We start from the raw sequence: 19,400 nt of genomic DNA, 5'->3' as shown, positions 1-19,400 counted from the left end.
CCGCCAGCTAGACTGGAATCCCCACGAACCACCGCAGGAGACCGCCATGTCCCAGGCCCACCCCCGTGAGTTCGAGAACTTCGCCGCCTTCTACCCGTTCTACCTGAACGAGCACCGCGACCGCACCTGCCGCCGCCTGCATTTCGCGGGCTCCACGGTGGCCTTGCTGTGCCTGCTGGCACTGCTCCTCAGCGGTAACTGGTGGTGGCTGGCGGCTGCCGTGGTCTCGGGCTATGCCTTCGCCTGGGTCGGCCATTTCGTCTTCGAGAAGAACCGCCCCGCCACCTTCCGCCATCCGCTCTACAGCCTGATGGGGGACTGGGTGATGTACGGCGACATCTGGCGCGGCAGGATTCCCTTCTAGACAGGACAGGAAGTGCGGGCGCTCAGACCTGGCCGTGCCAGCCGGGCGGCACCACTTCCAGCGTACGGCGCGCGGGATCGGCCGGACGGCCTTGGGCCGTCGGCGCCGCCGGCTCTCCCACCGGCCGATCCTGCTGTGGCTGGCGCCGGAATACGGCCTCCAGCGGCTGGTCCAGGCGCGGGTTGTCCAGCACCTGCTTGAGCGCGTCGGCGCCTTGCAGCTGCTGCGCCAGCGCTGTACGCGGCAGGCGCGGCAGGTTCAGCACCAGCCGGTCGTGCAGCGTGCGCAGCGTTACCTGACCGGGATCGCACAGGAGCGCCCAGTGCGCCTGGCCGCGCTCCTGCGCCAGTTTGCCCACCAGGTGCATGGCCTTGAGCTTGCCCAGCAGGCCCGACAGGTAATCGGCCTCCACCCTCAGCTTGCGGCCCAGATCGAGCTCGCCGACGCTGCGCGGCACCTCGTCGCGCGCCCGGTAGAGCAGGTAGAGCACGCCCAGCGCATCGAAGAACTCGCTGCCGGCAAAGGTGCGGCGCCGCCAGTAGCCCTGCCGGATCACCGGCAGGTTGGCGGCGATGGTGGCGCCAAGCAGCGTCACCAGCCAGCTCAGGTAGATCCACAGCAGAAAGATCGGCAGCGCTGCGAAGGTGCCATAGACCGCGGTATAGGTGGGAATATGGGTGACGAAGTAGCCGAAACCGCGCTTGGCCAGCTCGAAGGCCAGCGCCGCCACCAGGCCCGCGGCGATGGCGTCGCGCCACTCCACGCTGGCGTTGGGCACGGCGGTGTAGAGAAAGGCGAAGGCCAGCGCCGACAGCAGCACCGGCGTCAGGCTGACCACCAGCCCCAGCCCGAATGGCATGGTGCCGACGTAGCCGGCCGAGACCGAGATCAGGTAGGAGCTGATCGACAGGCTGGCGCCGATCAGCACCGGGCCGAGCGTCAGCACCGCCCAGAACACCAGCACCCGCTGCGCCAGCGGGCGGCGCTGCTTGACCCGCCAGATCGCATTGAGCGCGTCCTCCACCGTCAGCATGGTCAGCACCGAGGTCACCATCAGCCCGCCCAGGCCCACGGCGGTGAGACCCTTGGCGTTCTTGGCGAACTGGCCCAGGTAGCTGGTAATGGAATTGCTGACGTTGCCGGGAATCAGGTTCTGGAACAGGAAGGACTCGGTGGCGCTGCGGAAATCGCGGAACACCGGGAAAGCCGCCAGCAGGGCGAAGGCCACCGTCAGCACCGGCACCACTGCCAGCACGGTGGTGAAGGTCAGGCTGGCCGAGACCTGCGGCAGGCGGTCTTCGCCGGCGCGGCGCAGCGCGTAGCGGGTCAGCGCGCGCAATTTCTGCAGATTCCATTCCCTGCGCAGGCGGACGATGCGAGCGGTGAACATGCGGGGGCAAACTCCTTGCTGATTCAGTGACATGCCCCGCCGGCAGGCCGCGCCGGGGCCACATCTATAATACGCGCATTGCCCTGCGCGCCGCGCAAGACACCAACCCGGCCTGCCCCTGGGAGCGCCCATCCTGACGCCCCGCGTGCATGCGCCGCAGCCTCGTCCATGACCGAAATCCTAGTTCTCTTCTACAGCCGCCACGGCAGCACCCACAAGCTGGCCGAGCTGATCGCCGCCGGCATCGACAGCGTGCCCGGCGCGCAGGCTCGCCTGCGCACGGTACCGCCGGTTTCCACCGTCAGCGAAGCCACCGCGCCGGATATCCCGGCGCAAGGGCCGCCGTATGCGGAACTGCGCGACCTGGAGGAATGCGCGGGCCTGGCGCTGGGCAGCCCGACGCGCTTCGGCAATATGGCCGCGCCGATGAAGTACTTCCTCGATGGCACCGTGGCCCAGTGGCTCTCCGGCGCCCTCGCCGGCAAGCCCGCCTGCGTGTTCACCGCCACCGGCAGCCTGCACGGCGGCCAGGAAACCACCCTGCTGTCGATGATGCTGCCCTTGCTGCACCACGGCATGCTGATACTCGGCCTGCCGTATACCGAAAGCGCCCTGATGACCACCGCCGGCGGCGGCACGCCCTACGGCCCCAGCCACCACGCGCACGTGGACAACAGCGCGCCGGTATCCGACGACGAAGCCACGCTTGCCCGGGCCATGGGCAAGCGCCTGGCCGAAACCGCGCTGCGCCTGGCCGGCGGGAGCCGCACATGAGCGCCGCCCCGAACCCCGCGGCACCGCCGGCCGCGCGCGCCACCGACGGCGCGCTGCACAATGCCGCGCTGTACCGCCTGAGCGCGGGCAGCCTGATCGCACTGATCCTGCTGTGCATCGGCTGGGAATGGTTCCTGGCGCCGCTGCGTCCCGGCGGCTCCTGGCTGATCCTGAAATTCCTGCCGCTGCTGCTGCCGCTGCGCGGCGTGCTGACCCGCAACCGCTATACCATGCAGTGGTCGTCGATGCTGATCCTGCTGTTCTTCACCGAAGGCATCGTGCGCGCCACCAGCGACCGGCCGCCATCGTCCACGCTGGCGTGGATCGAGGTGGCACTGACGCTGTTGTTCTTTTTCGGCACCATCCTGTACCTGCGCCCCTACAAACGCCGCGCCAAGGCGCAGCAGCCCGCCAAGCCGGGCAAATAAGGACGAGCAAGCAACCCGGCGCAAGCCCGCACCAAGCCGCAACCATCCTCTTTCTCCTGATTCGCGCGGCGGTCGCCATCGCGGCCGCCCTCCTGGACCCACCGCCATGACCGCCTCGCACCTCGATTCCTTCCTCGCCCTCTGCCGCGCCGCCCTGGGCGAGCAGCACGTGCTGACCGACGCCGCCGACAAGGCCCCCTTCCTCACCGACTGGCGCAAGCGCTACACCGGTGAAGCGGTAGCGGTGCTGCGCCCCGGCTCCACCGAAGAAGTGGCCGCCGCCGTCCACGCCTGCCACGCGCACAAGCTGGCCGTGGTGCCGCAAGGCGGCAATACCGGGCTGTGCGGGGGCGCCACGCCATCCGCCGGGGTGGAATCGGTAGTGATCTCGCTGCAGCGCCTGAACCGGGTGCGCCAGGTGGACCCGCTCAACAACACCATCACCGTGGAAGCCGGCGTGATCCTGCAGCAGTTGCAAGACGCCGCGCGCGAGCATGGACGGCTGTTCCCGCTGAGCCTGGCGGCCGAAGGCAGCTGCACCATCGGCGGCAACCTCGGCACCAATGCGGGCGGCACCGGCGTGCTGCGCTACGGCAACACGCGCGAGCTATGCCTGGGGCTGGAGGTGGTCACGCCCGCCGGCGAGATCTGGGACGGCCTGCGCGGCCTGCGCAAGGACAACACCGGCTACGACCTGCGCGACCTCTTCATCGGCGCGGAAGGCACGCTGGGCATCATCACCGCCGCCGTGATGAAGCTCTACCCGCTGCCGCGCGCACGCGTCACCGCGCTGGCCGCGGTCGCCAATCCGCGCGCCGCGCTGGCCCTGCTGGCCATCGCCCAGCAACGCGCCGGCGCCATGCTGACCGGCTTCGAGCTGATGTCGGAGATGTGCCTGTCGCTGGTCACCACGCATTACCCGCAGTTGCGCTATCCCTTCGATCGCGCGCATGCCCAGGTGGTGCTGCTGGAGCTGTCGGACAACGAGAGCGAAGACCATGCTCGCGGGATTTTCGAAGCGCTGATGGAAACCGCATTCGAAGCGGGCGTGGTCGAGGACGCGGTGGTCGCGGCGTCGGTGCAGCAGTCGCGCGACTTCTGGAACCTGCGCGAACACATTCCGCTCGCGCAGGTGGACGAAGGCAAGAACATCAAGCACGACATCGCCGTGCCGATCTCGCGCATCGCCGATTTCATCGACACCACCGACGCCCTCATCCAGCAAGCCTTCCCCGGCGCGCGCATGGTCACCTTCGGCCATCTCGGCGACGGCAACCTGCACTACAACGTATCGCCGCCCGCGGGCGAAAGCCACGACGCCTTCCTCGACAACGCGCCAGCCGTCAACCTGATCGTGCATGACAGCGTGCACGCCCATCGCGGCTCGATCTCCGCCGAACACGGCCTGGGGCAGCTCAAGCGCGAAGAGAACCGGCGCTACAAGAGCGAGGTCGAACTGGCGATGATGCGGGCGGTCAAGCAGGCGCTGGACCCGCTGGGCCTGATGAACCCGGGCAAGGTGATCTGAGCGGGAACCGGCGCCGGCGGGCTGGCATGCCCAGGCATGCCTGTTGGCTATCGGCTATCGGCTGCTATCGGGGCGCCGGAATTTCGACCACCTCCCAGCCCTCCTTGCGGTCGGCCAGGAATTGCATCAGCGAGTCGACGGTCACGGTCCTGATGCGATCCGAGAAACGCAGCTCGTTGGGATGGTCGTCGAAGGCTACGCTGGCCTTGAACACGCGGCCGCCAAGACGCTTGAAGGTGCCGACCTTCATCTCGGAAGGCTGGTAGCCGACCAGCTTGAGCCAGGACTGCGCCTGTTCGCGATTGACGATCTTCACGTCCCTGGCCTCCACCGTGGCCAGTGTCTCCAGCACCCAGGAGTTGGAATTCTGGTAACGCGTGGAGAATGGGTAGGCGACCAGGCTGTAGTCCGCATCGTGCACCGCGCGCAGCGCCGCGGCATCCTGCAGGCGCGGCAGCAGGCGTTCGGCGATCGGCTTCGGCGGAATCACCAGGACCGAATTGAACGCGAACATATCGTCCAGGAAGAAATTGCCGACGCCCTCGTACCACAGGTCCGACTGCGCGGTGCCGCAGCTATTGAGCAGATGGGCGATGCGCCAGGGCGCGCCCGGCGCGCTGCGATAGATGAAGCCGGCATGGCTGTACTTCAGCCCGTAGCTGGACAGGTCCTGCCCTACCCGCCCCAGCAGCGCCACATTGTCCTGGCGCTTGTCCATTTCGGCCGTCACCTTTTGCGCTGCGGCCATGGCCTTGCGCAGCGTATCCGGGCTGAGCGCCGCATCTTCGCAACTCTGCCCCGCCGACGCCAGCAGGGGAACCAGCAGCAAGGCGAGCAGGGATCCGGTGCGGCCGATCCACCCGGAAATCATGGCGCGCGCCTTCATGGCTTCGCGGCCGAGGGAACGCGCTCGCGATACAGCAAGGCCTCGCCGAGCGTGTTGGGGATGAAGGCAAGCACCTTGCCGGATGCCACCAGCAAGGTGCCGGTCGAATCGGCGACGGCGTTCACGGTGGCCCCGACCGAGACGCCCAGCTTCTCGAACCCGCTCCTGGCGATCTTGACCGAAACCTTGCCTGCGCCGCTAGCGGCGTCGAGGATCAGCTCGACGGTGTCCTGCGCCCCCTGGCCGATGCCGGATACGATGAAAACACTGCCGAAGCCCGCCAGCGCGGAGCCCTGCAACGGCCCCGCGCCACCGGCGCTGCCCGCCACGCTGGCGACAGGCGCGGCCAGGATCGACAAGGTGCCGACCGAAACCTGCTCCGACCCGCCCATATTGCCCGTGGACTGCGCAATGGCCGGGGCCACGCACAGCGAAGCGCCGGCCAGGACCAGCCATGCCGGGATCATCCGTGCCAAAAACTTGCCTTCATATAATTTCATTATTCTTTTCCGCTTGGAAATATGACCGTCCATTGTAAAGGGAAATCCACTTTCTCCACTTCAATGTGAATGGAAGCAAACTTTCGCCGCTTGTCGCGGTGGATCGGCCTGGATATTTGCAAGCAGAATCATGCAGGATTGACGCCCGCCCATTAATAGGTCTTTTCCTCGTCTATCAGCGATTTTTTCCGAAAGCGCGCCTCGCGACACCAGCATCAGGCTGGCAGCAACTGACTCCTACTCTCGCTGCCTGGGAAACGATTGAATACGATCGGATGCGATCGGCAAGGTCGGCGTGACGGACGCGCGATCCGCAACTTCGTGGAAGCCACGGTCCTGCTGGCCCGTGGCACGCCCGCCGGCTTCAGGCGCCAGCGCGGCGGTATGCCGCCAGGAAACCTGCCAGCGACAGCAGCAACGCGGCGCAGAACCGGTTCATGACGCGCAGGCCCTGCCGCGTCAGGGCCTTGGCGGCACGCGCGCCCCCCGCGGCGTATGCGGCCATCACGACCAGATCGAGAGCGGCCGAGACAAGCGCGAGTGCCAGGTATTGAGGTGCCTGTGCCTGCGCGGTATCGATGAACTGCGGCAAGAAGGCCGAGAAAAACAACAGGCCCTTCGGATTCGAGAGCGCCACCAGCAAGCTGCGCATGAACGCCCGGCGCGGCGAGAGGCTGGCGCCGCCCACCACCAGTTCGCCCGGGCTTGCCCGCCATAGCTGCGCCGCCAGCCAGACCAGGTAGACGACACCGATCCACTTGACGGCGGAGAACAACACCTCCGACGCGGCCAGCAAGGCGCCCAGGCCGATGCCGACGGCACCGATCAACAGGAGGTCGGACAGTGCGGCGCCCAACATGCCCATGCCTGCGATACGCCAGTTCCGCGACGTGCCATTGGCCAGCGCCAGCAGCATGGTCGGCCCAGGCATCACCGTTACGGAAAAGCAGGCAACCGAGTAGAGCAGCAGCATCGACAGTGTCATGGTGTTTGGGTCCGGCGGAAGGTCTGACAGAGCGCTACTTTACCTCGGTTGGCGAGTTCCGAATGGCTGCCGCGAACGCGCGCCGAGCCAGCGATCCAGCTAAACGTCCAGCAACTCCGCAATATGCTGGTCCTTCAGCTTGACGTAATTGGCCGCCGTATAGCGGAAGAAGCCGCGTTCCTTCTCCGTCAGCGGCCGGGCCTGCCTGGCGGGGCTGCCCACATAGAGATGCCCGCTCTCGAGCACCTTGCCCGGCGGCACCACGCTGCCGGCGCCGAGAATCACCTCGTCCCCGATCACGGCGCCGTCCATCACGATGGTACCCATGCCGATCAGGATGCGGCTGCCGATGGTGCAGCCATGCAGCAGCGCCTTGTGGCCGATCGTCACATCTTCGCCGATCGTGAGCGGAAAGCCGTCGGGATTGAAGGGGCCGGCATGGGTGATATGCAGCACGCTGCCGTCCTGCACGCTGGTGCGCGCGCCGATGCGGATGCGATGCATATCGCCACGGATGGTCACCATCGGCCAGATGGAACTGTCGGCGCCAATCTCGATGTCGCCGATCAGCACGGCAGTCGGGTCGACGAACACGCGGTCGCCGAGTTGGGGGGCTTTGCCCTGGAAGCTGCGAATGGTCATGATGGGAACCTGGATCCGGAAAGGCGCAAGTCAAACGCCCGCCACTTGCACGGGACTGTTGACCGTTGACTGTTGACTGTTGCGCCGATTGAACTCGCACATTATCACAGCAACACCCTTTCCCTTCCTGGCACTTGGGCACGGTCGCCGCAGACCTGGCGCTGACCATCGGCGCACGAGGCGGCGGCCTGCCATTAACGAGCGCGTCAGACTATCGGGAACGGAATCTCGACCCGCCGCGACGGCGCACGGCGGCGAGGTGTCCTGGGAGATTGGGCGACAGCGTGGGCTTGGCGTTTCATAACGCCTATGACTTGATCTGCAATGCCGAACTGCCAGGGTGGGCGTCTTCCTCCAGCATGGCAAGCGCGCCGACGATGAGTGCGTGCATGCCCTGAACAAGCTCCGCCTCCATCTCGGCTTCTTCCGCCACGCGGTCTGCCTCCACAACAGGTTCTCGGCCTGCTACCGAATATACCGTGTCGGCCACGGCAATGCAGTGGAATGCGATCGTCGCAAGCAGCCAACGTGCCTGCGCCTTTGAGATGCCGTAGGCCCGCGCGATATGGCTCTGGTGCCCGTCGATTTTGGCGAGCATGGGCTGTGTTGCAGCCAACCTGCGGATCACGTACGGCGTCAGCCCAGGGTGTGCCTTGACGAACTCCCGTACCGATGTGGTGAACACGATCAGGTAATCCTTCAATCCGCCACGTCCCTTGCCGCAAGCCTGCGGAATCTGCCAGCGGCTGAAGATCTCCTCGGCGACCAGGCGCTTGAGTTCCACAAGACTCGGCACGTGCTTGTAGAGCGCCATATGGCTGACCCCGAGTGCGGCGGCAACGCCGACGAAGGTGATGTTCGGCAAGCCGATCTCGATGCCCGCGTCGGCGATCCGTTCGCGTGTGATGGTACGAGGACGCCCGCGCGCCGAAGGTCGTTGTGGCGATTTCATGTTTGCTCCTTGATCGCTGGTGACAGCCATGTAGCCACCTTGCCAGCCTTTCGTCAATTAGTTTATAGTTATGCAACTAATTATCATTTCGATTCACCGGAATCCTCCGTGACCGACCCATCGAGCGCCTTGGAAGGCAGCAACCCCTCGGCCGCCATTCTGCGCGATGCCAACCATGACCGTGGCTTGCTCGAGGTCGATGCCACCGAGCGGCCTGCGTGGATGGGGTCTCGCCTTGTCGTTCGCAAGACGGGGTGAGAGCCATCCCATCATTCTGAATCTCTGGACGTTCCTCTTTCATGAACACTCGTGACGCGGCCGCGGCCGAACCCAAGAGACCCGGCCCGATCAGCCGGGTATTGAACCCCATCCGTGGGCAACTGATCGTCGCCGCGGTACTGGCCGGCGTGGGCGCCATGCTCACGCTGGTGCCGCTGGCCGGCATCGCGCATATCGCGAAGATCGTCCTCGGCGGCGCCGACATCGCGGCGGCGGCACGGGCGCAAGTGCAGAGCGAAGTCTGGTGGACCGTCATTGCCAGCGTGGCGAGCCTGTTCGTCGGCATGGCGCTGGTGTCCGCTGGGGAACTGACCGCCCACCTGGCCGACAACCGCATCACCCATCACCTGCGCCTGGCGGCCACGCAGCGGCTGGCCCGGGTGCCGCTGGGCTGGTTCACCAGCCGGGCGTCGGGCGAGGTCAAGCAGGCCATGCAGGACGACATCGGCACGCTGCACAGCCTGACCGCGCACTTCTACACGACGCTGGGACGCGCCGTGGGCGCCATCCTGATCTCGGTCATCTACCTGTTCGCGATGGACTGGCGCATGGCCATGGTCTCGATCCTGCCGTTCCCGGGCTTCTTCCTGTTCTTCGGCAGGGCCATGAAGGCCAGCGGGGCGAACATGAAGGAATTCGTCGGCGGGCTGGGACGCATCAACAACGCGGTGGTCGAGTTCGTCAACGGCATTCCCGTGGTCAAGTCCTTCGGCGCAAGCGGCAAGGCGCACGGCGGCTACCGCGAGGCAGTCGATGCCTTCGCCCAAGCCTTCGCCGGTTTCACCCGTCCCCTCGTGGGCTCGATGGCCAACGCCAACGCGATGATCGCGCCGGTAGCGGTGCTGGGCGTGGTGCTGGTCTTCGGCACGCTGTTCGTGAGCCTGGGCTGGATTGCCCCGGTGGACGTGCTGCCGTTCGCTCTGGTGGCACCGGGCCTCTCCGCGCCGTTGCTGCTGCTGCACTACATCACCCATGACCTGAACCATGCCACCGGTGCCGCCCAGCGCGTGCAGGCGCTGCTGGAGACGCCTGTGCTGGAGCAGCCGGCGCCCGATATGCGGCAGTTGCCCACGGTCACCGAAATCCGCGTCGAGCACGTCAGCTACGCCTACGACGCGCAGAACAAGGTGCTGTCGGACGTCAGCTTCACCCTCAAGCCCGGCACGGTGACCGCCATCGTCGGCGCGTCCGGTGCCGGCAAATCGACCCTGGCCCGGCTGCTGCTGCGCTTCTTCGACCCGACCGACGGGCGCATCACGCTCGGCGGCGTGGATTTGAGGCATATCGAGACCTCGGATCTGTACCAGCGCATCGGTTTCGTGCTGCAGGAGGTGCGCCTCATCCACGCCAGCGTGCGCGAGAACATCGCGCTGGGCCGGCCCTCGGCCAGCCAGCAGGAGGTCGAGGACGCCGCGCGCGCCGCGAACATTCATGAGCGCATCCTGGGCCTGCCGCGCGGCTACGACTCGATGATAGGCGAGGACGCGCTGCTCTCCGGTGGCGAGCAGCAGCGCGTGAGCATCGCCCGTGCCGTGCTGCTCGATCCGTCCGTGCTCGTGCTCGACGAAGCCACCGCGGCCGCCGACGCCGAGAACGAGGTGGCGATCCAGGACGCGCTGTCGCGCTTCGCGCGAGGCCGCACGCTGCTGGTCATTGCACACCGGCTCGACACGGTGATGCACGCCGACCACATCATCGTGATCGAGAACGGCACGATCCACGAGCAAGGCCGCCACGCCGAGCTGATCGCGCGCAAAGGCCGCTATGCGCGGCTATGGACGCGTGGCGGCTATGAAGAACCCCAGGAGCGGGCGGTGCCATCATGCTGAAAACCTTCGTTCAACTGCTGGGCGACGATGCGCCCGTCTTCCGCCGCTACGCCTGGATGGCCGTGTTCTATGGCCTGCTCAGCGGGCTGACCATCACCACGCTGGTGCCCATTCTCAGCCGCCTTCTGGCCGGCGATACGCGCGGCGCGGCGCTGTGGCTCATCGTGCTGCTGGCCGGCATGACGGCCTGCTGGGGCTGGCGGCGCAAGGTGGAGAAGGCCGGCGTGCGCGTGGGTGTCGCCGTCCTGCAGGGCGCGCGCCAGCGCATCGGCGACCACGTTGCACGCCTGCCCGTCGGCTGGTTCACGCCGGAGAACAGCGCCCGGCTTGGCCATGTCATCACGAACGGCATGATGGCAGTGGCCCAGCTTCCCGCACACGTGTTCACGCCGGTGATCAGCGGCGCCGTGACGCCGGTGGTGATCGTGGCCGCGCTGTTCGCGCGGCACTGGCCGATGGGCCTGATCGCGCTGCTGGCGCTGCCGATCCTGATCGGCGCGTTCCTGATCGCCGCTCGCCTGGGCCTGCGCGCCGACCACACCTTCCATCGCCACTTCGCCCACACCAGCCAGCGCATGGTCGAGTTCGCCCAGGCCCAGTCGGTACTGCGCGCGTTCAACGGTGGAGGCGGCAGCACGCGCTTGCTTGAACAGGCCATCGACCAGCAACGCCACTCCGGCACGCGGCTGATCTATCTGTCGGCGGCGTCCACGGTGCTCAACGCCTGGGTCGTGCAGGCCGTCTTCGCCGCGTTGCTGATCGCCGCCGCGTTGTGGCTCAACGCCCACCTGGGCGGCGCGCTGGAAGCGGACTCGGTGGTCGCCGTCATCGTGGCGCTGCTGCTGGCCAACCGCTATATCGATCCGCTGCTGGACGTGGCCGGCTATTGCGAGGTCCTGCGCGGCGCGCGCGGCCAGCTCGACGCGGTGCGCGAGATCCTTGCGGTCAAGCCTTTGCCGGAACCGGACCAGCCGCAGGCACCGCGTGATGCGTCGATCGAGCTGCGCGAGGTGAGCTTCCGCTACACACCGGATCAACCCGATGTGCTGAAGGGCGTGAACCTGCGCATCGAGCCGGGCAGCATGACCGCGCTGATTGGCGCCTCCGGATCGGGCAAGACCACACTGGTGCGGCTGATCGCACGCTTCTTCGATGTGAGCCAGGGCAGCGTACTCGTCGGTGGCGTGGACGTGCGGCAGATGTCCAACGCGCAGCTGGCCGGCCAGATCAGTCAGATCTTCCAGGACAACTACCTGTTTGCGGGCAGCATTGCCGACAACATCCGCATCGGCAAACCCAATGCCAACGATGCCGAGATCATGGAAGCTGCGCGGCAGGCCGGCGTGGCCGAGATCATCGAGCGCCTGCCGCAGGGCATCGACACCCCGGTCGGCGAAGGCGGCGCACGCCTGTCGGGCGGCGAGCGCCAGCGCATTGCCATCGCCCGCGCGCTGATCAAGGACGCGCCCATCCTGCTGGTCGATGAGGCCACCGCCGCGCTGGACGCGGAGAACCAGGCCGCCATCGCCGAGGCGCTGGCGCGTCTGCGCGGCAAGCGCACGCTGATCGTCATCGCGCACCAACTCTCGACGGTGGCAATGGCCGACCAGATCGTGGTGCTCGATGGCGGCAAGGTCGTCGAGCAGGGTTCGCCCACGCCATTGCGCGCGAGCCAGGGGCGCTACGCGCACTTCCTGGCCCAGCGCCGGGCCGCCAGGGGCTGGCGTATCGCGGCGGCGTCGAACGGAGACCGCCGTTGATGCGCGCACCTTGGCTTGGATTGTTCGCCATCCTCTGCGGCGCCTCGCTGCTGGTCGGCGCCCGGCAGATGGCGTGGTCGCAGCTGTTCTCGCTGTCGGGCGATGCCTGGCTGACGCTGACAGCCAGCCGCCTGCCCCGCCTGGCGGCGCTGGTGCTGACTGGCGTGGGCCTGTCCGTCTGCGGCGTGATCCTTCAGCAGATCGTCCGCAACAAGTTCGTCGAACCGGCCACCTCGGGCGGACTGGATGCGGCCAAGCTCGGCATCCTGGTGTCGATGACGCTGGCGCCCGCCGCCGGCACGATGGGCCGGATGCTGTTCGCGCTGGTCTTCTGCTTCGCCGCGAGCCTGGTCTATGTGGCGATCATCCGCCGCATCAAGTTCAAGAACACCGTCCTCGTGCCGGTCATCGGCCTCATGTACGGCAGCGTGCTGAGTGCCGTGGCCGAGTTCTACGCCTACCGCTACAACATCCTGCAGAGCATGCAGGGCTGGCTGCTCGGCGATTTCTCCAAGGTCGTCCAGGGCAACTACGAGATCATCTACCTGATCCTGCCGATCGTCGCGGTCACCTACCTGTATGCGCACCGCTTCACCGTGCTCGGCATGGGCGAAGGCATGGCCACCAGCCTGGGGCTGAGCTATTCGGCAACGGCGGCGCTGGGCCTGATGCTGGTGGCGGTCACCGTGTCCGCCACGGTCATCACCGTCGGCGCGATCCCCTTCGTCGGGCTGGTCATCCCCAACCTGGTCGCGCTGCATCACGGCGACAACCTGGGCCGGACGCTGCCCATCGTCGCTCTGGGTGGCGCGTCGATGCTGCTGGCCTGCGACATTCTCGGCCGCCTGCTCATCTACCCGTTCGAGGTGCCCATCGGCCTGACCGCAGGCAGCGCGGGCGGCGTGCTGTTCCTTGTACTCATCATCTGGAAGAAGAAATGAGGCGCGCGCCCCCCCAATACGCCCTCTGGATGGTGGTCATCGCCCTGGCCGCGGCCTTCGTCCTCGTGCGATCCGGCTTCGACCTCGACTACGTCATTCCCAAACGGCTCGCCCGGCTGGCCGCCATCGTCATCGGCGGGATCTGCGTCGCCTTCTCCTCGATCACGTTCCAGACCATCGCGGGCAACCGGATTCTGACGCCGGCGATCATGGGGTACGAGGCGGTCTATCTGCTGTTGCAGTCGCTGCTGATCCTGGCCATGGGCACGCATGGCCAGGTGGTACTCGGCCAGAGCGGCAACTTCTTCCTCTCCATCCTGTTGATGCTCGCCTATTCGTGGGCCATCCATCGGTGGCTCTTGCGGAACGGCAGGCACAACGTGTATTTCCTCCTCCTGCTGGGACTGGTGCTGACCATGGTGATCGGCACTGTCACACAGTTCATCCAGCTCAGGATCAGCCCGGGCGAGTTCGCCGTTCTCCAGGGCTTCAGCTACACGTCCTTCAACAGGGCACAACCCGAGCAGTTGCTCTATTCGGCCCTTCTGGTCGCGGCCGTGTGCCTGCCAGGGCTGAAGACCCTGCCGATCCTCGACGTGCTCTCGCTGGGCCGCGACCAGGCCATTTCCCTGGGGGTCGATTACCAGCGGTACGTGAGGCTCTACTTCGCGCTGATCGCGGCTCTCGTGGCGATCTCGACCAGCCTGCTCGGGCCCACGGCCTTCATGGGGATCTTCGTTGCGAACATCGCCTATGCGATGGCCCGGACTTCCAGGCATCGGGTCACGCTGCCCATGGGCTGCGCGATCGCCATCGGCATCTTCATCGTGGCCCAGCTTCTGGTCGAACACGTCTTCAACTACAAGACCACCGTCAGCATTCTCGTCAACCTGGTGTGTGGCGCGTATTTCCTCGCGCTGATGGTTCGCACCCGAGGCACCGCATGATCACCGTCCACAACATTCACAAGGCCTACGGCGCCAAGACCGTCCTTTCCGGCGTCAGCGCGCAATTCCCGGCGCAGCGCGTGACTTCTCTCATCGGCCCCAACGGCGCAGGCAAGACGACGCTGCTGCTGCTGATCGCGCGCCTGCTGGAGCCGACCCAGGGCGACATCCTGATCGGGGATCGCAGGGTTTCAGGCATCCGCATCAGCGAATACGCCAAGCACGTCGCCACCTTGCGCCAGTCGCCCGACTTCAACCTGCGCCTGACGGTCGAGGAACTCGTCGCTTTCGGGCGCTTCCCCTACAGCCGCGGCGCGCTCACCCCCGAGGACCACCACGCGATCGACGAGGCCATCGCGTTCCTGTCGCTGGAAGCGCTGCGCCGGGCCTACATCGACGAACTCAGCGGAGGGCAGCGCCAGATGGCTTTCCTGGCGATGACCATTGCCCAGCAAACGAACGTTCTGCTACTGGACGAGCCGCTCAACAACCTCGACATGAAGCATGCCGTCCAGATCATGCGCGCGCTTCGCCGCTTGTGTGACGAACACGGGCGCACCGTGATCCTGGTGATCCATGACATCAACTTCGCTGCCAACTACTCCGATCACATCGTCGCATTGAAGGGCGGAACGGTTCGCTTCTGCGGCCCCGTCGCGGAGGCCGTGACGGAGGCCCGGCTGCAAGAACTGTACGGACTGGACTTCCAGATCATTCAAGGCGAACGCGGACGCCTGTGCAACTACTTCAATCCATCAGGAGAACTGAAATGACCCGGAATCAGAGAAACAGGCGTTGGGCGTTAGCCCTGCTGATGGCCGCGACCATCGCGATGCAGGGGTGCGGCCAGAAACCAGCCGAACCGCCACAGGCAACCGCACAGCCGGCTTCTGCCAGCCAGCCCCCGCAGGAAGCGTTCGCACCCGTCACGGTTCAACACAAGCTGGGAACGACCGTCGTCGAGCACCTTCCGCAACGCGCGGCCGCCCTCGACATGAATGAAGTCGATTTCCTCGACCAACTGGGTGTCCCTGTCGTTGGCATGCCGAAGGATTTCGTCCCGCACTTCCTCGCCAGGTACAAGGACGCCCCGGACATTCAGGACCTGGGCTCGATCGTTCAGCCCAATCTGGAGCGGGTTCATGCGGTCAAGCCTGATCTGATCCTGATCACATCGCTCCAGGCGAACCACTACAAGGAACTGAGCGAGATCGCTCCGACGATTCATTTCGATGTGGACTACCGGGATAGCGAGGTCAAGCACATCGAGGTCATCAAGGACCACCTCATGACCCTGGGGCGAATCTTTGGCAAGGAAGACCTCGCTCGCCAAAAAGCCGCTGAACTGGACGCCAAGGTCGAGGAGGTCAGGCGCATGACCCGGGACCGTTCCGAGAAGGCGCTTGTCGTCCTGCACAACAACGGCGCCTTCAGTTCCTTTGGCGTGCGGTCCCGTTACGGGTTCGTCTTCAATGCCCTGGGCGTGAAACCGGCCAGCCCGACTGTCGAGACCGGCCTGCATGGCCAGCCGATCTCCAGCGAATTCATCCAGCAGGCCAACCCCGACATCCTCTACGTGGTGGACCGGACGGCCGTGATGGAGCGCCGTCCGGTCATGGATGCCGCGAGCATGGGCAACCCGCTGCTGCGCCAGACCAACGCCTGGAAGAACGGCCGTGTGGTCTTCGTCGATGCTGAAGCCTGGTACGTCACCGCCGCCAGCCCGACCTCTTTGAAGCTCGTGATCGACGACGTCATCAAGGGCTATCAGCACTGATTCGTTCCGGGGCCTGTCCCTAGCCCCAAACCAAAAACGTAATGATTCGTATTTGATGTAGATCTCTCGCTCGTAAGACGTGCTGAGAACCCACCCAATCTCAACTGAAAAGAACCTGCCATGACCAAACGTCACCATCGCATCGCGCGACCTGCACAGCAGGCGGTGCACCCCCATCCCGCCTTTGCCCTGAACCGCACCGCCGCCGCCGTGCAGACGGTGCTGCTGCTGCTGGGGCTGACCGTGGGCGCCCTGGCCCTGGCTGCTCCGCCGGCACTCGCACAAAGCCCGGCCGCAGAAAGCGGGGTTACGTTGCCGGCGGTGACGGTACAGGCGAGCTCAGCGATCGACGCCTACGCCGGCGGGCAGGTGGCGTCCGGCAGCCGCGTGGGGCTGCTGGGCGACAAGGATTTCATGGAAACGCCGTTTTCCACCATCAGCTATACGGACAAGTTCATCGAAGACCGGCAGGCCAAGGACATCACCGGCGTGATCGCCGCCACCGATCCCACGGTGTTCAGCAACGGCGTCACCGGCGCCTGGAGCGAGAACTACTCCATCCGCGGCTTCGCCTCCAACACCAGCGATATCAGCATCGGCGGCCTGTTCGGCATGGCGCCGTACTACCGCACCACCCCCGAAATGTTCGAGCGTATCGAGGTACTGAAAGGCCCATCGGCCCTGCTCAATGGCATGCCTCCGGGCGGCTCGGTGGGCGGCACCGTCAATCTGGTGCCCAAGCGCGCGGGCGATGAGCCGCTGACGCGACTGACGGCGACCTACATGTCCGATGCGCAGTTCGGCGGACATGTGGACCTTGGGCGGCGCTTTGGTGAGAACAAGCAGTTCGGCATCCGCTTCAACGGGATCTATCGGGACGGAGAGGGGGCGGTCAACCGGCAGGAAAAGAAAACCCGGTTCGCGTCCCTCGGGCTGGACTGGCGGGGCGAGCGCGTTCGCCTCTCTGCCGACCTCTACAGCAGCGATGACCGCGTGAACGGCGTGACCCGAGGCATCAATCTGGCCCCCGGCGTGGCAGTGCCCAAGCCACCCAGGCCCGAAACCCTCCTGAACCCGGATTGGTCCTTCGTCAACACCAGGGACAAGGGTGCGATCGTCCGCGGCGAATTCGACGTGAGCGAAAACCTGATGGCCTATGCAGCCTTCGGCACCAGCAAGACCAACTACAAGTACAACGGTACGATGTCGGCCCAGGTGCTCAACGCGGCGGGTGATGTTCGGCACAGCATGGGCCAGCTGGCCTTCGATATTGAAAAGACATCGGGGGAAGCTGGATTGAAGGGCAAGTTCCAAACCGGCAGCGTCAAGCATCAATGGGCTTTGAATGTCACGCACTACTCGGACACCGAAAGGGACTATGGCCGCAGATCGGTCCCGGGCGCGGACTGGACCACCAACATCTACAAACCGGTCTGGGGCCCAGCCGCCGCAATGAGTTGGCCGCCGACCCTCCACACGGAAACGCGCCTGACCAGCTACGGCATAGCAGATACCCTGTCTTTTGCACAGGACAGGGTGCAACTGACGCTGGGCGTGCGTCGCCAGGAAGTGCTCACCGACACCTTCAGCCTCACGACCGGGGCGCGCAGTGCCCGCTATGACGCGAGCGCCATAACACCCGCGGCCGCGCTGCTGGTCAAGGTCACGAACCATATCTCCGTGTACGGCAATTACATTGAAGGGTTGAGCAAGGGCCAGACCGCGCCGGCAACTGCCGCCAATGCGGGAGAGCTGTTTCCGCCGTACAAGACCAAGCAGAAGGAAATCGGCCTCAAGTTCGATCTCGGCGAATTCGCCCACACGCTCAGCCTGTATGAAATCAAGCGGCCAAGCAGCTATACCGACATTTCCACCAACGTCTTTTCCTTTGGCGGAGAGCAGCGCAACCGGGGGATCGAGTGGGGCTTCTTCGGCTCGCCGCTGCGCGGCGTACGCCTGATGGGTGGCATCGCCTATGTGGACCCCAAGCTCACCAAGACCGCCGGCGGCGTCAACCAGGGCAAGTCGGCAACCGGGTTGCCCAAGCTGCAAGCCAAGCTGGGCGTGGAGTGGGACACCCCCGCCGTACGCGGCTTGACGCTGACCGCCAATGCGACCGCTGCATCCAGGCAATACATCAGTGCCGACAACTCGCTGTCGGTGCCGGGCTACACGGTGTATGACCTGGGCGCACGCTATGCCACCCAGGTCTCCAGCCATCCGCTGACCGTGCGGGCCAGCGTCACCAACGTAACAAACAAGGCCTATTGGGGCATGCCGCTGTTGTCCAGTTTGGCCCTGGGCGCACCGCGCACCTTCCAGCTCTCGGCCACGATGGACTTCTGAACGACACGCGCGCATACGTCACTGGCGGCCACGTGTGCGGCGGCAGTCCATCCGGGATGGCATCGCAAAACCGATGCCGCGACGCACCGGCCGAACTACTTGGCGGCCAAACCTGGACCACGCTCCTCGAAGTAAACGATGTCTACGAGCGCGAACTCGCTGCATGCCGAGCGGCGATGGGCCAAGTCGACTGGCAATCGCCAGCGGGTGAGCGCGTTGCCGGCCGCATTCGCTGCCACCATTGCGGGTCCGATGTTCCACTTAAAGACCCCTTTCCACCCAAGAAACAGTTTGAATCATCGCCTAAGGCAAATACGAAGCCCACTCTTTCAACTGTTTGGTGCGATCTTTCGTCCTTTTGACCATGCAGGTCATCTGATCGGCGTTCCGCCCCGTCCCCGCTTGATTGACCACATACCATGCATCGCACTCTTTGTTACGAAAGCGCACCCACTGCCGCTGTGCTTCGATGAACTTCGCCTTGAGCGTCGGATAGTCAAGATATTCGCTCTGTGGCTGCGACATCCTTTTCAGAAGCTGCTGATACGCAGCATTGAGTTCATTGTCCACTCGATCGTAAACAGCCTGGGCGCGCATATCCTCACACATGGGTGACATATCATCTTTTGGACAGTCCTGAGCATGCACGACACAGGATGACGCAAGAAGACCTGCAACGACGAGCAGGCGACGAAAACGTGGAATCTTAGGCATAGGCGGGGTCTCCGTTCGACTCTAGCGACGGCATCAGATCGAATTTCCCGCATTAGGCGGGCCGTAACGCGATCGGAGGGTTAGGTAAGGTCTCTCGTCATTCACGGCATGGTGTCAATTTGCAGATTCTTATCCATGCCGTCATGCTACGCGCGGATGGTCTTGGGGACTGTCGTCTTCCAGGCGGGGACGTTGGTGTAGTAGCGCATCCGGTCCGGGTCTTCACCGAAGGCCATGTCCAGCACCCAGTATTCTCCAACGTTATCTGTCGCCATCCACACCTTCAGGATAGCGAAGCGTGCGCAGCGCCTATCGCCTGCCACAACGGACGTCTATACGGCCAAAGCCTCCCCATTGC

Annotated in this window: 20 protein-coding genes; 12 read left to right on the top strand and 8 right to left on the bottom strand. The window is 65.2% G+C overall.

The window, feature by feature from the left end; all coding sequences use genetic code 11:
* Positions 1-46 precede the first annotated feature (46 nt).
* A complete protein-coding gene (locus P3W85_RS24530) occupies positions 47-364 on the top strand; it encodes an Mpo1-like protein (RefSeq protein WP_276266684.1) in 318 nt (105 codons plus the stop codon).
* A gap of 22 nt (positions 365-386) precedes the next feature.
* Here the strand turns inward: P3W85_RS24530 and P3W85_RS24525 are convergent, their stop codons facing one another.
* The gene (locus tag P3W85_RS24525; protein WP_276266683.1) at positions 387-1,754 is read right to left on the bottom strand and encodes a YihY family inner membrane protein; all 1,368 of its coding nucleotides are present in this window, start codon (positions 1,752-1,754) and stop codon (positions 387-389) included.
* Between the two features lie 168 nt (positions 1,755-1,922).
* On the opposite strand from P3W85_RS24525, the gene wrbA reads away from it, so the two are divergent.
* From wrbA to P3W85_RS24510, 3 genes are all read left to right on the top strand, one after another.
* Positions 1,923-2,528 carry an NAD(P)H:quinone oxidoreductase gene (wrbA, locus tag P3W85_RS24520; protein ID WP_017231200.1) on the top strand — a complete coding sequence of 202 codons (606 nt, stop codon included), beginning with the start codon at positions 1,923-1,925 and terminating at the stop codon, positions 2,526-2,528.
* Positions 2,525-2,956: a DUF2069 domain-containing protein gene (locus tag P3W85_RS24515; RefSeq protein ID WP_017231201.1), complete on the top strand. Its 432-nt coding sequence runs from the start codon at positions 2,525-2,527 to the stop codon at positions 2,954-2,956. The genes wrbA and P3W85_RS24515 overlap by 4 nt, the downstream gene beginning before the upstream one ends.
* Before the next feature lie 106 nt (positions 2,957-3,062).
* Positions 3,063-4,484, top strand: a complete 1,422-nt coding sequence (locus tag P3W85_RS24510) for an FAD-binding oxidoreductase (RefSeq protein ID WP_017231202.1) — start codon at positions 3,063-3,065, stop codon at positions 4,482-4,484.
* A gap of 64 nt (positions 4,485-4,548) precedes the next feature.
* Here the strand turns inward: P3W85_RS24510 and P3W85_RS24505 are convergent, their stop codons facing one another.
* From P3W85_RS24505 to P3W85_RS24485, 5 genes are all read right to left on the bottom strand, one after another.
* On the bottom strand, positions 4,549-5,355 hold the full coding sequence (locus P3W85_RS24505) for a DUF2145 domain-containing protein (RefSeq protein ID WP_035818951.1): 807 nt from the start codon (positions 5,353-5,355) through the stop codon (positions 4,549-4,551).
* Between the two features lie 11 nt (positions 5,356-5,366).
* Entirely contained in the window at positions 5,367-5,870 is a 504-nt protein-coding gene (locus P3W85_RS24500; RefSeq protein ID WP_017231204.1) for a hypothetical protein, read from the bottom strand.
* 364 nt (positions 5,871-6,234) lie between these two features.
* Positions 6,235-6,855 (bottom strand): LysE family translocator, encoded by a 621-nt coding sequence (locus P3W85_RS24495; protein WP_017231205.1) that lies wholly within the window; start codon positions 6,853-6,855, stop codon positions 6,235-6,237.
* Positions 6,856-6,954: 99 nt separating this feature from the next.
* A complete protein-coding gene (locus tag P3W85_RS24490; protein WP_017231206.1) occupies positions 6,955-7,497 on the bottom strand; it encodes a gamma carbonic anhydrase family protein in 543 nt (180 codons plus the stop codon).
* 307 nt (positions 7,498-7,804) lie between these two features.
* A complete protein-coding gene (locus P3W85_RS24485) occupies positions 7,805-8,479 on the bottom strand; it encodes a TetR/AcrR family transcriptional regulator (protein WP_276266682.1) in 675 nt (224 codons plus the stop codon).
* 78 nt (positions 8,480-8,557) lie between these two features.
* On the opposite strand from P3W85_RS24485, the gene P3W85_RS24480 reads away from it, so the two are divergent.
* From P3W85_RS24480 to P3W85_RS24445, 8 genes are all read left to right on the top strand, one after another.
* The gene (locus P3W85_RS24480) at positions 8,558-8,707 is read left to right on the top strand and encodes a hypothetical protein (protein ID WP_276266681.1); all 150 of its coding nucleotides are present in this window, start codon (positions 8,558-8,560) and stop codon (positions 8,705-8,707) included.
* 41 nt (positions 8,708-8,748) lie between these two features.
* The gene (locus P3W85_RS24475) at positions 8,749-10,557 is read left to right on the top strand and encodes an ABC transporter ATP-binding protein (protein ID WP_276266680.1); all 1,809 of its coding nucleotides are present in this window, start codon (positions 8,749-8,751) and stop codon (positions 10,555-10,557) included.
* Positions 10,551-12,317: an ABC transporter ATP-binding protein gene (locus P3W85_RS24470; protein WP_276266679.1), complete on the top strand. Its 1,767-nt coding sequence runs from the start codon at positions 10,551-10,553 to the stop codon at positions 12,315-12,317. The genes P3W85_RS24475 and P3W85_RS24470 overlap by 7 nt, the downstream gene beginning before the upstream one ends.
* Complete coding sequence (locus P3W85_RS24465; RefSeq protein WP_017231212.1) at positions 12,317-13,258, top strand: ABC transporter permease; 942 nt, start codon at positions 12,317-12,319, stop codon at positions 13,256-13,258. The genes P3W85_RS24470 and P3W85_RS24465 overlap by 1 nt, the downstream gene beginning before the upstream one ends.
* A complete protein-coding gene (locus P3W85_RS24460; protein ID WP_276266678.1) occupies positions 13,255-14,205 on the top strand; it encodes an iron chelate uptake ABC transporter family permease subunit in 951 nt (316 codons plus the stop codon). The genes P3W85_RS24465 and P3W85_RS24460 overlap by 4 nt, the downstream gene beginning before the upstream one ends.
* Positions 14,202-14,978 (top strand): iron ABC transporter ATP-binding protein, encoded by a 777-nt coding sequence (locus tag P3W85_RS24455; protein WP_017231214.1) that lies wholly within the window; start codon positions 14,202-14,204, stop codon positions 14,976-14,978. Before P3W85_RS24460 ends, P3W85_RS24455 begins: the two co-directional genes overlap by 4 nt.
* Complete coding sequence (locus P3W85_RS24450; RefSeq protein WP_276266677.1) at positions 14,975-15,982, top strand: siderophore ABC transporter substrate-binding protein; 1,008 nt, start codon at positions 14,975-14,977, stop codon at positions 15,980-15,982. The genes P3W85_RS24455 and P3W85_RS24450 overlap by 4 nt, the downstream gene beginning before the upstream one ends.
* A gap of 120 nt (positions 15,983-16,102) precedes the next feature.
* A complete protein-coding gene (locus P3W85_RS24445; RefSeq protein ID WP_017231216.1) occupies positions 16,103-18,328 on the top strand; it encodes a TonB-dependent receptor in 2,226 nt (741 codons plus the stop codon).
* A gap of 303 nt (positions 18,329-18,631) precedes the next feature.
* On the opposite strand, the gene P3W85_RS24440 is transcribed toward P3W85_RS24445, so the two are convergent.
* The gene (locus P3W85_RS24440; RefSeq protein ID WP_276266676.1) at positions 18,632-19,042 is read right to left on the bottom strand and encodes a lysozyme inhibitor LprI family protein; all 411 of its coding nucleotides are present in this window, start codon (positions 19,040-19,042) and stop codon (positions 18,632-18,634) included.
* Positions 19,043-19,188: 146 nt separating this feature from the next.
* Positions 19,189-19,317, bottom strand: coding sequence for a hypothetical protein (locus tag P3W85_RS24435; RefSeq protein WP_276266685.1), 129 nt, complete (start codon positions 19,315-19,317; stop codon positions 19,189-19,191).
* Positions 19,318-19,400: the final 83 nt, after the last annotated feature.

It is taken from the genome of Cupriavidus basilensis, assembly GCF_029335485.1.
Taxonomy (GTDB): domain Bacteria; phylum Pseudomonadota; class Gammaproteobacteria; order Burkholderiales; family Burkholderiaceae; genus Cupriavidus; species Cupriavidus basilensis_E.
Note: the sequence above shows the minus strand (reverse complement) of the source record. Positions and strands in the feature narration are given on the sequence as shown.

What these genes read in the sequence shown, in the direction of transcription:
- P3W85_RS24525 (WP_276266683.1), bottom strand. Translation starts at nt 1,754, where the DNA reads ATGTTCACCGCTCGCATCGTCCGCCTGCGCAGGGAATGGAATCTGCAG.
- P3W85_RS24510 (WP_017231202.1), top strand. Translation starts at nt 3,063, where the DNA reads ATGACCGCCTCGCACCTCGATTCCTTCCTCGCCCTCTGCCGCGCCGCC.
- P3W85_RS24445 (WP_017231216.1), top strand. Translation starts at nt 16,103, where the DNA reads ATGACCAAACGTCACCATCGCATCGCGCGACCTGCACAGCAGGCGGTG.
- wrbA (WP_017231200.1), top strand. Translation starts at nt 1,923, where the DNA reads ATGACCGAAATCCTAGTTCTCTTCTACAGCCGCCACGGCAGCACCCAC.
- P3W85_RS24505 (WP_035818951.1), bottom strand. Translation starts at nt 5,355, where the DNA reads ATGATTTCCGGGTGGATCGGCCGCACCGGATCCCTGCTCGCCTTGCTG.
- P3W85_RS24500 (WP_017231204.1), bottom strand. Translation starts at nt 5,870, where the DNA reads ATGAAATTATATGAAGGCAAGTTTTTGGCACGGATGATCCCGGCATGG.
- P3W85_RS24440 (WP_276266676.1), bottom strand. Translation starts at nt 19,042, where the DNA reads ATGCCTAAGATTCCACGTTTTCGTCGCCTGCTCGTCGTTGCAGGTCTT.
- P3W85_RS24465 (WP_017231212.1), top strand. Translation starts at nt 12,317, where the DNA reads ATGCGCGCACCTTGGCTTGGATTGTTCGCCATCCTCTGCGGCGCCTCG.
- P3W85_RS24460 (WP_276266678.1), top strand. Translation starts at nt 13,255, where the DNA reads ATGAGGCGCGCGCCCCCCCAATACGCCCTCTGGATGGTGGTCATCGCC.
- P3W85_RS24455 (WP_017231214.1), top strand. Translation starts at nt 14,202, where the DNA reads ATGATCACCGTCCACAACATTCACAAGGCCTACGGCGCCAAGACCGTC.
- P3W85_RS24495 (WP_017231205.1), bottom strand. Translation starts at nt 6,855, where the DNA reads ATGACACTGTCGATGCTGCTGCTCTACTCGGTTGCCTGCTTTTCCGTA.
- P3W85_RS24470 (WP_276266679.1), top strand. Translation starts at nt 10,551, where the DNA reads ATGCTGAAAACCTTCGTTCAACTGCTGGGCGACGATGCGCCCGTCTTC.
- P3W85_RS24490 (WP_017231206.1), bottom strand. Translation starts at nt 7,497, where the DNA reads ATGACCATTCGCAGCTTCCAGGGCAAAGCCCCCCAACTCGGCGACCGC.
- P3W85_RS24530 (WP_276266684.1), top strand. Translation starts at nt 47, where the DNA reads ATGTCCCAGGCCCACCCCCGTGAGTTCGAGAACTTCGCCGCCTTCTAC.
- P3W85_RS24450 (WP_276266677.1), top strand. Translation starts at nt 14,975, where the DNA reads ATGACCCGGAATCAGAGAAACAGGCGTTGGGCGTTAGCCCTGCTGATG.
- P3W85_RS24475 (WP_276266680.1), top strand. Translation starts at nt 8,749, where the DNA reads ATGAACACTCGTGACGCGGCCGCGGCCGAACCCAAGAGACCCGGCCCG.
- P3W85_RS24435 (WP_276266685.1), bottom strand. Translation starts at nt 19,317, where the DNA reads ATGGCGACAGATAACGTTGGAGAATACTGGGTGCTGGACATGGCCTTC.
- P3W85_RS24485 (WP_276266682.1), bottom strand. Translation starts at nt 8,479, where the DNA reads ATGGCTGTCACCAGCGATCAAGGAGCAAACATGAAATCGCCACAACGA.
- P3W85_RS24515 (WP_017231201.1), top strand. Translation starts at nt 2,525, where the DNA reads ATGAGCGCCGCCCCGAACCCCGCGGCACCGCCGGCCGCGCGCGCCACC.